The 14,228-nt window shown below is 67.3% G+C and carries 6 protein-coding genes; 5 read left to right on the top strand and 1 reads right to left on the bottom strand.

All coding sequences use genetic code 11. The features are described from left to right. Positions 1-92 precede the first annotated feature (92 nt). The 4 genes from ACX9TP_RS26310 (at position 93) to ACX9TP_RS26295 (ending at position 5,110) form a co-directional block, all read left to right on the top strand. A complete protein-coding gene (locus tag ACX9TP_RS26310) occupies positions 93-1,334 on the top strand; it encodes a sensor histidine kinase (protein WP_482973364.1) in 1,242 nt (413 codons plus the stop codon). 401 nt (positions 1,335-1,735) lie between these two features. After that, positions 1,736-2,932 (top strand): GmrSD restriction endonuclease domain-containing protein, encoded by a 1,197-nt coding sequence (locus tag ACX9TP_RS26305; protein ID WP_482973363.1) that lies wholly within the window; start codon positions 1,736-1,738, stop codon positions 2,930-2,932. Continuing rightward, on the top strand, positions 2,910-4,118 hold the full coding sequence (locus tag ACX9TP_RS26300) for an AAA family ATPase (RefSeq protein WP_482973362.1): 1,209 nt from the start codon (positions 2,910-2,912) through the stop codon (positions 4,116-4,118). Before ACX9TP_RS26305 ends, ACX9TP_RS26300 begins: the two co-directional genes overlap by 23 nt. A gap of 611 nt (positions 4,119-4,729) precedes the next feature. After that, a complete protein-coding gene (locus ACX9TP_RS26295) occupies positions 4,730-5,110 on the top strand; it encodes a hypothetical protein (protein WP_482973361.1) in 381 nt (126 codons plus the stop codon). Between the two features lie 640 nt (positions 5,111-5,750). Here the strand turns inward: ACX9TP_RS26295 and ACX9TP_RS26290 are convergent. Continuing rightward, positions 5,751-6,944 (bottom strand): App1 family protein, encoded by a 1,194-nt coding sequence (locus tag ACX9TP_RS26290; RefSeq protein WP_482973360.1) that lies wholly within the window; start codon positions 6,942-6,944, stop codon positions 5,751-5,753. A 289-nt stretch (positions 6,945-7,233) separates the two neighbouring features. On the opposite strand from ACX9TP_RS26290, the gene ACX9TP_RS26285 reads away from it, so the two are divergent. After that, on the top strand, positions 7,234-14,214 hold the full coding sequence (locus ACX9TP_RS26285) for a hybrid non-ribosomal peptide synthetase/type I polyketide synthase (protein WP_482973359.1): 6,981 nt from the start codon (positions 7,234-7,236) through the stop codon (positions 14,212-14,214). Positions 14,215-14,228 lie beyond the last annotated feature (14 nt).

Below are 14,228 nucleotides of genomic sequence, written 5' to 3'. Positions count from 1 at the left end.
GTTTCGCTTCCGCTGGGGGTGGGCACATTCCCGGCCGCCTCGACGCCATCCGCGCCGGGTATGTGTTCTGCGGACTTCTTTGTATCGCCTGCGTGGTCCTAGACTGGGCCATCCTGGGCAGCGTGACTCTCGCGACGCTGCCGGCCCGGTGTGTCTGGGGCGGCACGATGGTCCTGTTCGGGCTGCTCAGCCGGACCGCGCCGGATGAGCATTCCTGGCATGCGACGCTCGTCGCGGTGGTGACGGCGCTCTGCTTCCCGGTGATTGTCCTCCAGACGGGGGGCTGGCAGAGCCCGCTCTTCTTCTGGAACATGGTCATCCCGCTGTGTTTCATGGCGATTGCGCATGGTGACCTGCGCGCGGTCGTGGTCAGCACCGTCCTCAACGCTGTTGGCGTCCTCGTCATCGTCGGGAGTGATGGCGGCGGCGTGGGCGAGGCATCGCTCTGGGGCGGAATGAGCGTGGTCGCCGGCCTCATCGGGATGTACGGCACCTACGCGCACCACCGGGTCCTCCAGGACAAGCTGCGCCACGAGCGGGAGCGCGCGGAGACCCTGCGGCAGCTCGCCGAGAGCGAACGGCGCCGAGGCCGCTTCGAGCGGCTCGCGCTGCTCGGGCAGCTCGCCGCGGGCGTGGCGCATGAAATCAACAACCCCCTCGCCTTCGTGAGCTCGAACCTGAGCCATCTGGAAGCCCTCGGAGCGCGCGGCGAGGTATGTGCTCCCCAGGAACTCGCGGAGATCCACCGCGAGTCGCTCGAGGGGGTGGCGCGCATCAACCAGATTGTCCGGGACCTGATGAGCTTCGCGCGCGATGACTCGAACGAGGGCGACACCTGCTCCTCCGCCGCCGAGGTCGTCGCGGAAGCGCTCCGGCTCGGGAGGCCGAAGCTGCACGCGGGCGTGCGCGTCATCGACGAGGTTTCCTCCCAGCTCTCGCCCGTGCGGCTCGGAAAGGGTCGCTTCGTGCAGGTGGTGCTGAACCTGCTGACGAACGCGGTGGACGCGATGTCCGCCACGGGCGCTCCCAACAGGCCAGAGCTCCGCATCGGTGCGAAGGAGCAGGAGGAAACGGTCATCCTCCACGTGGAGGACAACGGGCCGGGCATTCCCGAGCACGTGCTGGAGCGCATGTTCGAGCCCTTCTTCACGACCAAGGCTCCCGGCGTGGGGACCGGGCTGGGGCTCGCGCTCTGCCGCGAGTACGTCGAGCGGGTGGGCGGAACCCTCACCGCCGAGAACAGGCAGAGCGGTGGCGCCCGGTTCATCGTCACGCTGCCGATGGACCGCCCGGCCAGATTGGGCTCAGCGAACGGTCCTAGCGTCGCGGCTTGAGCACATACCCCTGACCCCAACGGGCGCGGCTAAGCCCGCTCCCGCACCCGGGCCAGCGCCGCAGCGCTCACCGCGTTGGGGCCCACCCTTCGCGTCACCCTTTGCGCCTTGAATGCATTCGTGTACGGCACCGCGACCTGCCTGCTCTCGCCCCAATGGGTGGTCAGATCTGCCGGTGAGCCGAGGCGACAACTTCACTGACACAGGGGGGCGAGGAGGGCCACTGATGGGGGGGCCGCGCGGGCTGCGCACCAGCTCCGTTACGGTCTCTCGCCTGCAAAGGGAGTCCGTATTATGTCCCTCCCCTGCATCGCAGCCGTTGGGGGGCCGAGCAGCACTAAGTGCCGCCACAGCCGAGCTGCCTGGTGCTGCATCTACTGCGAGTGGACCTTCACGTACCTATGCTCTATGCGGCGCGGCGCGAGATTCGTAAGCTCGCCCCGGCTGCGCAGGTATGGCAGGGTAGGTGCGAGGGAGTCAAGGTGGGTAACGGCAACGACGACATCGACACTGAGGACGATCACGACCAAGGGCCAAGCCGTCGGATTCGCCATTCGATTCCGGAGCAGGGGCTCTCGGTCGAGGTCGTTAAGTCAGAGCGGACCGTGCTGGAACTCTACCGCCAATTCCGAGATGGCTGGCTCGAACTCAGGGCCGCGTTCCAGCGGGAGTTTGTCTGGACACTAGAGCAGCAGAGCAGGCTTATTGAGTCCGTACTAGCCCGGATCCCGTTGCCCCCAATCTATCTCGCCGAAGACGCCGATGGGCGGATGCTCGTCATCGACGGCCAGCAACGGCTCACGACGTTGTTCCAATTCATGGACGGGAGATTTGCACTTGAACATGTCGAACTTCTTCCTCATCTAAATGGTAGCCGCTTCAGCGATCTCGATGCAAGGCTGAGGCGCCGCATAGAAGCTACCGGTCTAACAGTATTCTTAATCCAGCCAAACTCCGCCCCAGATACCGCGCTCTACTTGTTTGAGCGGCTAAATACAGGCGGGACGGCATTGACGGCGCAAGAGATCAGGAACGCGCTCCTCCAAGGTCCAGCTCGCGACATGATCAGAGACATCGCGGACGGTCCCTTTCGAAAAGTTGCCGGTCTGCATTTCTCTTACCGCCAAGCAAGAGTCGACGAACTCGTTTTACGAGGACTTTCATTCTTAACATTCGGTTTCGAGACATATCCCGGCAACATGTCCTCGTTCTTAGACAATGCGCTTCGAGAACTGAACCGGATGGGACACAGCGGCCTCATCAAGATTAGAGAGCGATATCTGCGTGCGCTTTCTCTCGTGGGCGAAGTGTTCGAAGACTCAGCCTTCCGCCGTTTCGATCCCAAAACAGGCTTGGTCAAACCGCAAATTAATGCGGCCCTGATGGACGTGGAAATTTGGGGCTTCGATCGAGTCCCCGAACCAGCAGAATCATGGGGCGCGCATAGGCGAACTGTTCGAACTGCGATGCTGAATCTACAGTCTGAAACTATGTTCTCCGGCGCAATCAGCCACGCGACGGGCTCCCCCCTTCGGGTTCGCCAGCGGTTCTATCAGTGGGAAGAGGTTCTCAAGCATGTTGCGCACGCTCACCCTTGACGGGTTTCGTTCTTTTGCAGAGTCGCACACTCTCGAACTCGCCCCAATCACAATACTAGCAGGCCCCAATAATGTAGGGAAAAGTTCGGTTGTTGCGGCGCTGGCATGTCTAGTCCAGAGCGCCGAGCTAGCATCTCGAGCAAATTTAGTCCTAAACGGTCAATGGGTGGCGCTTGAAACTTTCGGCGACATCGTCAATTACCGACGTACAGGCGAGGGGCTATGGTTCGAGATCGGGGTTTCAGACGATACAAGTGATGCATTATGGAGGATCATAGCGCCAACGGATCGCCGGCCGTTTGGCATAATTGACAGCATCGAACTTGAATCAGGGGATGGCGTAGACCGGTTCGAGCGCACCGACACCGGCTATGTATGGAAGTCCTTAACTGGAGAGACGTGGAGGGATTGTGGAGAGGTGGAGTTTGTTAGCCCGCTAGAGATACGACCGACCAAGGGACCCATGAATCGGATTTGTCTCTCCATCAATCCATCAAAATTTCGATATCTTGGTCCCTACCGCGCAGAACCCGCACCTCTATACAGAGGCAAGACTATTCCAAACGGCCCTCCTCTTGGAACTCGTGGTGAGTACATTGCTGAATACCTCTCATCGGAGCGACACAGGGAGGTGAGCCTCAGGCCAGCAGGAGGCGAGCCAGTACGTTTGGCGGAAGCGATTGACGAGTGGTGGTCTTATGTTTTTGACTCACAGCTTGCAGCGCGCGTCAATGAAGTCGAGCGCATTGGGTATACACTTAAAGTGCAAACTCCCGGTGCCGAAGACTTGTCGCTTGGTGCGGTCGGTCTTGGGCTATCTCAAACGCTTCCCATTCTTGCACTTATCCTGGGTTCTTCGCCTGGCGATGTTCTCGCTATCGAGACTCCTGAAGCGCACTTGCATCCCGCAGCGCAGCATCGACTGGCGCACGCATTTATTGCCGCCGCCCGAGCGGGGCGCCAAGTCATTGTCGAAACCCACAGCGAACATATTGTGAACGCCATTCGCATTGCGCTCAAGAAGGAGCAACTCGGCACGAAAGACGTTGCGGTGCACTTCTTCCGCCAAGACAGCGAAGGCACCACGACGCCAACGCGGATCGACATTGACCACGCGGGCCGAATTCAGCGTTGGCCTCCTGGGTTCTTCGATCAAGAGGCGCGCGAGCTTCTGGAGTTGCTCTGATGGTAGCGCTCCTTCTGAATCACGCTATCATTGATAACTTGGCTGTGCGCCGCGATGACACAGCCGAACACTTGAAGGCACTCCATCGAGTGATTGACGCGGCACGCCGCATAAATCCTCAGTCGGCCCTGTACGTCCACGACAAAATATGGCAGCGAAAGCCCGACGGGACCTTAGATTTGTACACGTGGGGCAGACAACAACTAAATGTAGTGACATGGAAGGACGCACTCGTAGGGATACTCCGAGCCTGCACAGAAGGCCCGTACCTCTCCTCCTTGGAATGCGACGAAAATGGGCCTCCGACCACCATAGCGCCACCAGTCGGACGCGCGGATCTGGAGGAGGTGGTCAGTCGCGGCCTTCACCATCGCCTCTCTCATGATGGTTACGTTGCATTCGTTCTTTCATATGGGGTGGCGAGCGGGGAACTACCGGCCCGTCAATATGACGGCGCACGTGACGTGTCGCAGGCTTCGCTCCCCAATCATCACGACACACGTGCGACTGAGGAGGCAATCAGTGCGCTGGCGCGCGATAACATCGCGACACGGCGGGATGTGCTAGAGCATGTTGAGTCGACATGCCCTAGCGTACGTTTCCTTGATCGCGTGTACAAGAACCTCGATTCGGCACATATCGACGTCCCGCTTGAAAAACTCCTGACTGCGCTGCTTGGATTTGAAGAATACGCTCGCGCGACGGCAGAAGGCGGAGTGCCGAAGCAAACGTACGAGGCGGCAACAGGGATAGAGATCAGCGACGAAAGCGCAACCGTCTATAACAAGCCAAGTCTTCGCAAGCAGCTTGAGTTTGAGGTGCCGGGCCAGGGGAAGAGATTTTTTGGTTATCACTCAAAGGTTGGGGCCTCCACACGCATCCATGTCTGGTGCTCAGTTGAGACGAGTAAAGAGCCCGATGGAAGCGCGCGTCGCGTCGCGACCGTTTGGATAGGGCGCATTGATTTTCATCCCAAAGGAGCAAAAGGCTAGCCACAGGCAGCCTTCCTTGTCGACAATATCCCAGCGGTCACTGCGATTGGGTCTCAATCAGCAGTTGCCAGTGCGCCCAAACTTTCTTCAGTGTCTTCTTGTCAGGGCGCCCTTCACCAAACCAGCGAACTCACGCTGCGTCAGCCCGCTTGCTTCGAACTTCTCGGCGATCCGCAGCCACTCCGGCCTTTCGATGCTCTTCCGCAGGCATCGACGGATGACCCGGTCTGCTCAGCTCGGCAATGCCCGGCAGCACGCCGTCCGCCCGACGGATACCTCCTTCAGCCTCCTACGGGCCTCTCGTGATCCCTGAGAGACCGGGGAACGCGGGCGGCTCGCGTCCATGAGCGGACTGCCCCTGTTGGGCCGCATGTACCCCCAGTGTGCTCCTCCAGCGTGGTTCGAGGCGGCGCAGCGGGGAACAGCGTGGGGCGGGGCGGGATGTCGAACCCGAGGAGAAACAAGGCAATAGCGGGTAACAGCGCGTCCTGCTTGGGGTTTTCTACCGCCTTGCCGTGGGTTCGATTCCCGCTGCTCCGTTCATTCCCCCGAGGTGCGCTCAGCGCGGGTGCGCTGGCGTCCAAGCCCAGCTTGGAGTCGGCCGTGGCCGAGACCTTCAAGGTCTTGAGCGCCGCCCACCTCAGCCGCGCTGGGGCTGCGCCTCGTCTCCCCGTTGAGGGGCCGTTTGAGGCCGCGCCTCATCCGCGCGCGAAGCCTCCTCGATGCGGGGGAAGGCGGAGCGGCCGATGAGCCCCTGGCCCACCGCGTGTCTTGCGGCCTCGCAGGTGTCCCGCACCGCCAGCGCGGGGACGCCCAGCGCCCGCAGTTGCTCCATCTGCTGTTGCACCTCCTGGTCCCGGCGGCGGCTGGTGACGTCACGGATGTAGACGGCGCGGATGCGGCCCGGATGCTCGCGGACGATGGTGCCGTACACCTCCGGGTCCTGTTGTCCGCTGTCCCCGATGAGGACGAAGGGCAGGGAAGGGTAGGCCTCGAGCAGTCGGCGGATGCGCGTCAGCTTGTCCTGGCCCTGGCCGAGCGCCGTCGACTTCGGCTCGATGAGGGAGATGTCGGTGAGGAAGAGCGGCCCGTGGGGGACGTCCTGGACCTCGAAGAAGGCATCCATCAAGTCATAGAGATTCCACCCGCTGCGCGAGACATAGAAGATGGGGTTGAGGTCCCTGCCGTCGGGGCCCTGCTCCAGCGCGCGGTAGAAGGCGGCCACGCCGGGGAAGGGCTTTCGGCTCCGCGCATCGTTGAAGAGGACGGTGTGGATCATCTCCAGCCGGTGCGTGGCCCGGGTGCGGATGACCGTGTCGTCCACGTCGCTGATGATTCCGAACTCCGCCTCGTCGGATGGCACGAAGACGTGCGCCGTCGCCCGGATGCCCGCGGAGCCGGCCATGGACTCGAGGAGCTCGAGCTCCACCTCCTTCCAGCCGGGCTCCACGTGCCCGGTCAGCGGCAGCTCCAGTCGGAAGAAGCCCTCCTCGTCGGTGACGACCTCCTGGCTCGACGTGCCGAAGCGGACCGCGATGCGTGCCTCCGGAATCTCGTCGCTGCGGAAGCGCCGGATGGAGGCACGCAGGTTGTCGAGGCGCCCGTTCCGCGCGCGGGTGGCGTCCTCCGAGGCCGCTGCGTCGGAGGCGTCATGGATGACCCTCTCGCGCTCGAGGAGCCGGCCGCTGACGACGAGGTACTCACGGGTGCCGTAGCTGCGAAAGGGAAGCAGCTGCAGCGGGTCGAACAGGCCGAGGCGCTTCTTGGCCCGGCGCTTGAGGCGCTTGGCTCCGCCTACCGCCCTGCGGGTGAGTCGAACGAGTGGATTCGCCATGGTCCTCCCTTCGCGGAAGGTACGGATGGCAGCTCGCCTGCGCAGGCGGGCGTTCAATGGGCTGGCCTGCCCGGCTGCAACCCGGGCGGGTGCACCCGCGGTGAAAACAGCCAGGCGAGCCTGACTGGCAGGCTGCCCGGTGACCGGACAAGAGAGTACCGGGTCGTTAGTTCTCTCTGAAAAACAGCCAATGGGTGTTCGGGGTCGGCTGGCCGAAAGGCGTGTCGCCCCGAACCCAGCCCCCAGCCGCGCACGTCGTTCCCGACCCACTGAGAAGCCTTGAGGGCGAATGTCGCATCCCGTTGAGTCGCAGTCCCACCAAGTCACGGGCCTGGAGTCGAGCAGCGGGCCTCTCTCGTACAACCAGCAGGCACTGTGGTTCGCCTCCAAGCTGGACCCCATCGCGTACAACCTCGCGTACGGGTTTCGACTCAGGGGCGCGTTGGACCCGGAGCTGCTGAAGCGCGCGCTGGCGTTGCTCGTGGCGCGGCACCCCGTGCTTCGCACGACGTTCTCCGACACGGAACGCGGACCGCGCCGGGTGCTTCATGACCGGATGGACTTCGCGTTCCAGCATGTCGAGGCGGCGCACCTCGACGAGGCCGCCATGCTCCAGCGGCTGTATTCCGACGCGGCCCACCCCCATGACCTCCATCGTGGACCGGTGCTCCGCGGCGCGCTCTACACCCGCGGCCCGGGCGAGCACGTGCTGCTGCTGGCCTGCCACCACCTCTCACTCGATGGCGGCTCGCTCGGCCTGCTGCTCCAGGACCTCCAGCGCAGCTACGCCGCGGTCGCCAGCGGTCGCGAGGCTGGACTCGGGCCGCCGCCCACGCGCGAGCATGACGAGTTCGTCCAGTGGCAGTCGCAGTGGCTGGCCCGCGCCGAGGCTGAACGGGCACGCACCTGGTGGCGCGAGCAGCTCGCCGGATGCACACCGGTGCTGCACCTGCCGACGGACCGCCCCCGGCCGACCCGGCAGAGCTTCCGCCAGCACACCCACGTGATGACGCTGGACGAGCCCCTGGCCCAGGCGCTCGCGGCGCTGGCGAAGGGGGAGGGCACCAGCCTCTATGCGCTGCTGCTCGCGGCCTTCCAGGCCCTTCTCCACCGGCACAGCGGACAGGAGGACTTGCTGGTGGGCGTCCCGTCCTCGGGGCGAAGCCAGGAGTGGCACTCGCGGGTGGTGGGGTATCTCGTCAACACGCTCGCCGTGCGCTCCCGGGCTCCGGCGGACGTGTCCTTCCGGTCCTTCCTCCAGGACACCGCGCGCACGCTGCGCGAGGCCCTGGCCCATGGCAGCTACCCGCTCCCCAAGGTGATTGAAGACCTGAAGCCGCCGCGCGACGCGGGCCGCTCGCCGCTCGTGCAGGCGACGTTCACCCAGATGCCGCGCCTGCGGCTCGACGCGTCCGCGGAAGCGCCGCCGTTCGAGCTCGAGCGGCTCACGGCCTCCAACGTCGGACTGGCTGGAGACCTCTCCGTCCACGTCCACGCCACCGGCTCCGGGACACAGTTTCTCTGGGCGGTGAATGCCGATGTCTTCGAGCCGGCCACCGTGGAGCGCCTCGCCGCGCGCTACGTCACGCTGCTGGAGTCACTCCTCACCGGGCTCGACCAGCCTGTCGCCGCGCTGCGCCTGCTCCCGCCGGAGGAGGAGCAACAGCTCGTCGTGGAGTGGAACGCGACCGCGACGGACGTCGAGTCGGAGGTCTGTCTCCACGCGCTGTTCTCCCGTCAGGTGGAGCGGACGCCGGACGCCGTCGCGCTCCTGTTCGAGCGCGAGGCGCTGACGTACCGGGAGCTGGACGCGCGCGCCAACCACGTCGCCCACCACCTGCGGAGGCTCGGAGTGGGGCCCGAGGTCCGCGTGGGCCTGTGCGTGGAGCGCTCGCCGGAGCTGATTGTCGGGCTCCTCGGAGTGCTGAAGGCGGGGGGCGCCTACGTCCCACTCGACCCGGCGTATCCCTCCGAGCGCCTCGCCTTCATGGTGGCGGACGCGCGGCTCACGGCCCTCGTGACGCAGCGCTCGCTCGCGGAGCGGCTGCCCGAGAGTGACGCCGCGCGGCTCTTCATCGGCGCGGGAGGGGAGGACCTGACGGGCCCCTGCGACGCGCCCGACAGCGGCGTGGGCCCTGGCAACGCGGCCTACGTCATCTACACCTCGGGTTCGACGGGCCGGCCCAAGGGCGTCACCGTCGAGCACCGCCAGGTCGGCAACCTGCTCGCGACGCAGCCCCGGGTGCTTCCGCTCGGCCCGGGAGACACGGTGCTCCAGTTCGCTTCGGTGAGCTTCGACATGGCGGTGCAGGAGATCTTCTCCCCGCTCGTCTCGGGGGCCACCCTCTGTCTCGCGCGGCGGGAGTCGCTCGTGCCCGGGCCGGAGCTCGCGAGCCTCCTGCGAGAGCGACGCATCACCGCCGCCATCCTCTCCCCGTCGACGCTCGCGGTGCTGCCCGAGGGGGAATACCCGGCCCTGAAGTTCATCATGGCGGGTGGCGAGGCCAGCCCGGAGCCCCTCGTGGCGCGCTGGAGCGTGGGCCGCCGCTACCTCAACGGCTATGGGCCCACCGAGGCCACCATCTACGCCACCCATGCGCTGTGCACCGCGGGCGCGCCGGTGACGCTGGGCCGGCCCATCGGCAACGTGCGGGTGTACCTGCTGGACGCACGGCTCCAGCCTGTGCCTCGCGGGGTGGCGGGCGAGCTGTACATCGGCGGTGCAGGGGTGGCGCGCGGCTATCTGGGTCGTCCCGAGCTGACCGCCGAGCGCTTCATTCCAGACCGCTTCAGCGACAGGCCCGGAGGCCGCCTGTACCGGACCGGCGACCTCGCGCGCCAGCTGCCCGACGGCCGGCTCGAGTTCCTCGGGCGGGTGGACCACCAGGTGAAGCTGCGCGGCTTCCGCATCGAGCTCGGAGAGATTGAGGCCGGGCTGCGCGCACACCCGGACGTGCGCGACGTCGTGGTGCTCGCGCGGGAAGAGCCCTCGGGCGGGAAGTTCCTCGTGGCCTGCACGGTGGCGCACGAGGGCCGCGAGCTGGAGGAGGCCGCGCTGCGGGCCTTCCTCAAGCAGTCCCTGCCCGAGTACATGGTGCCCTCCGCCTTCGTCGCGTGCGAGCGCCTGCCGCTGACGTCCAACGGGAAGGTGGACCGCGCGGCGCTGCTCGCCATCCCCGTCCAGCGGGTGCGCGGTACCCGCTCGCGGCCGCCCGCGAGTCAGGCCGAGCGCACTCTCGCGCGCATCTGGCAGGACGTCCTCCAGTTGGACCGTGTCGGCGCGACGGAGAGCTTCTTCGACCTCGGTGGGCACTCGCTGTTGCTGACGCAGGTGCGCACCCGGGTGGGGCAGGCCTTCGGTCGCGCGCCGTCCATGGTGGAGCTGTTCGAGCACGTCACCATCGAGTCCCTCGCGGCGCACCTCTCCGCCGCGCCCGCGCCGGAGCTCCCTCGCACCAGGGCCGTGCCTACCGCGGAGGCGGGACACGCGGTGGCCATCATCGGCCTGGCCGGGCAGTTCCCGGGGGCGAAGGACCTGGAGCAGTTCTGGCGCAACCTCGCCGCGGGCGTGGAGTCCATCTCGCAGCTGAGCGACGAGGCGCTGGCCGGGGCCGGTGTCCCCGCTTCGCTGTCGGGCCGCTCCGGGTATGTGCGGGCCAAGGGCGTGCTGGAGGGCGCGGAGTTGTTCGACGCGGACTTCTTCGGTGTCAACCCGCGCGAGGCGAGCCAGATGGACCCGCAGCAGCGGCGCTTCCTCGAGTGCGCATGGGAGGCCCTGGAGGACGCGGGCTATCCGCCCCAGACGCATGACGCCTCCGTCGGCGTCTTCGCCACCTCCAGCGCGACGAGCTACCAGCCGCTTCCGGCCTCCGAGGAGCCCGCCGACATCTACCAGCTCAAGCTGGGCCTGGAGAGCGACTTCCTGGCGACCCGCGTCTCCTACAAGCTGGACCTGCGCGGGCCGGGCATGACGGTGCGCACGGGCTGCTCGGGCTCGCTCGTCGCGGTGCACCTCGCCTGCAAGAGCGTGCTCGCCGGCGAGTGCGACCTGGCGCTGGCGGGAGGCGTGGCCATCTCGGTGCCGCTTGCGGGCGGGTACGTCTACCAGCCCGGGATGATTCTCTCGCCCGACGGCCACTGCCGGGCCTTCGACGCACGGGCCGGGGGAACGGTGCGGGGCAACGGCGTGGGCGCCGTCGTGCTCAAGCGGCTCGACCGGGCCCTGGCAGATGGGGACACCGTCCACGCGGTGATTCGCGGCACCGCCCTCAACAACGACGGGGCGGGCAAGCTCGGCTACACCGCACCGAGCGTCACCGGACAGACCGAGGTCATTCGCCGGGCGCACGACGCGGCCGGCGTCCAGCCCCACGAAGTCTCGTTCGTGGAGACCCATGGAACGGGCACGCCGCTGGGGGACCCCGTCGAGGTCGCCGCACTGGCGAAGGCCTTCCAGCGTGACACCGGCCCCCAGGGCTCCTGCGCGCTGGGCGCCACCAAGCCCAACATCGGCCACCTGGACTCGGCGGCGGGAATCGCCGGACTCATCAAGACGGTGCTGTGCCTGCGCCACCGCCAGCTCCCGCCCGTCGTGCACTTCGAGCAACCGAATCCCGCGCTGGGGCTGGAGGGGACGCCCTTCTCCGTCAACGCGCGGCTCACGGACTGGACTCCGCCCGCCGGCCTGCCGCGCATCGCCGGGGTGAGCTCCTTCGGCATCGGCGGCACCAATGCCCACGTGGTGGTGGCCGAGGCCCCGGCCATTCCCTCCGTGGAGCAGACGGAGCGCTGGCAGGTGCTGCCCCTGTCCGCGCGCACTCCCACAGCGCTCGCCGCGACGGCGAGGCGCCTGGGGGAGGCCCTGGCCTCGCGGGCAGAGGTGCCGCTGGCCGACGTGGCCCACACGCTGCAACAGGGGCGGGCCGCCTTCGAGCAGCGCACGGCGCTCGTCTGCCGGGACGTGCCGGGCGCGGTGCGGGGCCTGGAGCGGCTGGCGCGTGAGCTCGGGCAAGGTGAGCGCGCTCCAAGCGTGGCCTGGGAGCGGGAGGTGGTGTTCCTGTTTCCCGGGCAGGGCGCGCAGTACGCCGGCATGGCGCGCGGGCTGTACGCCGCTCAGCCGGTCTTCCGTGCCGAGGTGGACCGGTGCGCCGAGCTGCTCCTGCAGCACCTGGGCGAGGATGTGCGTGAGTTGCTCCTCCTGGAGGACGCCTCCGACGAGCGCATCCACCAGACGGCGCTCGCGCAGCCCTGCCTCTTCGTCGTCGAGTACGCGCTGGCCCGCCTCTGGATGTCCCTGGGGCTGACCCCGAAGGCGATGGTGGGCCACAGCCTGGGCGAGTACGTGGCCGCCTGCCTCGCTGGTGTGTTCTCCCTAAAGGACGCGCTGGGGCTCATCTGCGCCCGGGGCCGGCTGATGCAGGCCGCGCCCGCCGGAGCCATGCTCGCCGTCGGGCTGGACGCCGACGCCCTGCGCCCGCTGCTCGACGCGCACCTCTCCATCGCGGTGTACAACGCGCCCGAGCAGATGGTGGTGGCCGGCCCCGTGGAAGCCATCTCCGGGTTGCAGCGACGGTTGGAAGCGCGCGGCACCGAATGCAGGCGTCTGCGGACCTCGCATGCCTACCACTCGCCAATGATGGAGCCGGCGCTGGAGCCGTTCGCCGAGCAGGTGCGGCGCATCCAGCTCGCGGCACCGGCCATTCCCCTCGTTTCGAATGTCACGGGGACATGGATGACGGCTGCGCAGGCGATGGACCCGGACTCCTGGGTCCAGCACCTGCGCCAGCCGGTGCGCTTCTCCCAGGGACTGGCGTGTCTGCTGGAGGGAGGGGAGCGGCTGCTGCTGGAGGTGGGCCCGGGCCAGGCCCTGGGCGGGCTCGTCCGCCAGTGCCCGGGGTTCGGCGCGGTCCATGCCGTGCTCTCGTCGCTTCCCCGCTCGCGCTCAGGTGCCGATGACGCGGAGTTCTTCCTGGCCCAGGTGGGCGAGGCCTGGAGCCGCGGAGCGACGGTCGACTGGCGGGAGCTGACTCCGGGCGAGCGGGGCCGGCGCGTCTCCCTGCCGACGTACCCGTTCGAGCGGCGACGCTACTGGGCCGAGCAGGCGGGGCCGCACGCCGTCCCGTCGCTGGTGCCCACGCGCCAGCGCGTCGAAGAGCCGGCGCCCGTCCTCCCGGCGTCCGCGAGTGTCCTGTCCGCGGAAGCAGACCCCACCGACGAGGCCCTGAAGCGCATCTGGCGCGAGCTGCTGGGCATCAGCACGATGGGCCGCCACGATGACTTCTTCGACCTGGGGGGCCACTCGCTGCTGGCCGTGCAGCTGGGCACGCGGATTCGCGAGACGTTCCAGATCGACTTTCCCCAGCAGCGGGTGCTCGAGCACCGGACGATTGCCCGGCTGGGCTCGTTCATCCAGGAGGCCACCCGCGCGGCCCCCTCCGCGGCACCCTCCAGGAGCGCGTCGCTGCTCGTCGAGCTGAACCGGGGTGATGCCCGCCGACGTCCGCTCTTCCTGCTCCACCCGGTGGGGGGCACCGTCTTCACGTACCAGGCGCTGGCGCGCATGCTCGACCCGGGCCTGCCCGTCTACGGCGTGCGCGCGCGAGGGCTGGAGCCCGGGGAGGTCCATGCGGGGAGCATCGAGAGCATGGCGGCCCTGTATCTGGAGGCCGTGCGCACCCGCCAGCCGTCCGGGCCCTACCGGCTCGCGGGGCACTCCTTCGGAGGCGTGGTGGTCTACGAGATGGCCCAGCAACTGCTCGCGCGGGGTGAGCAGGTGGAGCAGCTCGTGCTCATGGACTCCCCCGGCCCGGGGCAGATGCCGGTCAGCCTGGGCTCGCATGAGGAGATACAGGAGTACTTCCGCCGCATGGCGCCCGAGCTGTTCCGCGAGCTCTTCCTGAACTCTCCCGGGCGCGAGGGCTCGCTGGAGACCCTGTTGCCTCGCAGCGAGGTGTTCCTCCGCGTGTTCCAGGAGAACGCCGCGGCCATGTTCGCGTACGTACCGCGCCCATACCCGGGCCGGCTCGTCTTCTTCCATGCGCGGGAGCGGGACGCCACCAACCCACCGCATCCCGAGCTGGCGTGGATTCCGCTCGCCACCGAGGGCGTCGAGGTCCACGTCGTGCCCGGCAACCACGTCACGATGCTGGCGGAGCCCCACGTCCGAAGCCTCGCGAAGAAGCTGCGCGGCGCACTGGAAGAGCGATGGGAGGCTCCCGTTCGCCCGGCCGTATCAGCCGAGGCGCGCTCGGAGCTCGCGAGGACCGCCTAGCGGGGCCGGGGGCC

Source organism: Pyxidicoccus sp. M15 (genome assembly GCF_056858435.1).
Note: the sequence above shows the minus strand (reverse complement) of the source record. Positions and strands in the feature narration are given on the sequence as shown.

Coding starts and splice junctions, on each gene's coding strand:
- ACX9TP_RS26290 (WP_482973360.1), bottom strand. CDS start 6,944: ATGGCGAATCCACTCGTTCGACTCACCCGCAGGGCGGTAGGCGGAGCC.
- ACX9TP_RS26305 (WP_482973363.1), top strand. CDS start 1,736: ATGCTCTATGCGGCGCGGCGCGAGATTCGTAAGCTCGCCCCGGCTGCG.
- ACX9TP_RS26300 (WP_482973362.1), top strand. CDS start 2,910: ATGTTGCGCACGCTCACCCTTGACGGGTTTCGTTCTTTTGCAGAGTCG.
- ACX9TP_RS26285 (WP_482973359.1), top strand. CDS start 7,234: ATGTCGCATCCCGTTGAGTCGCAGTCCCACCAAGTCACGGGCCTGGAG.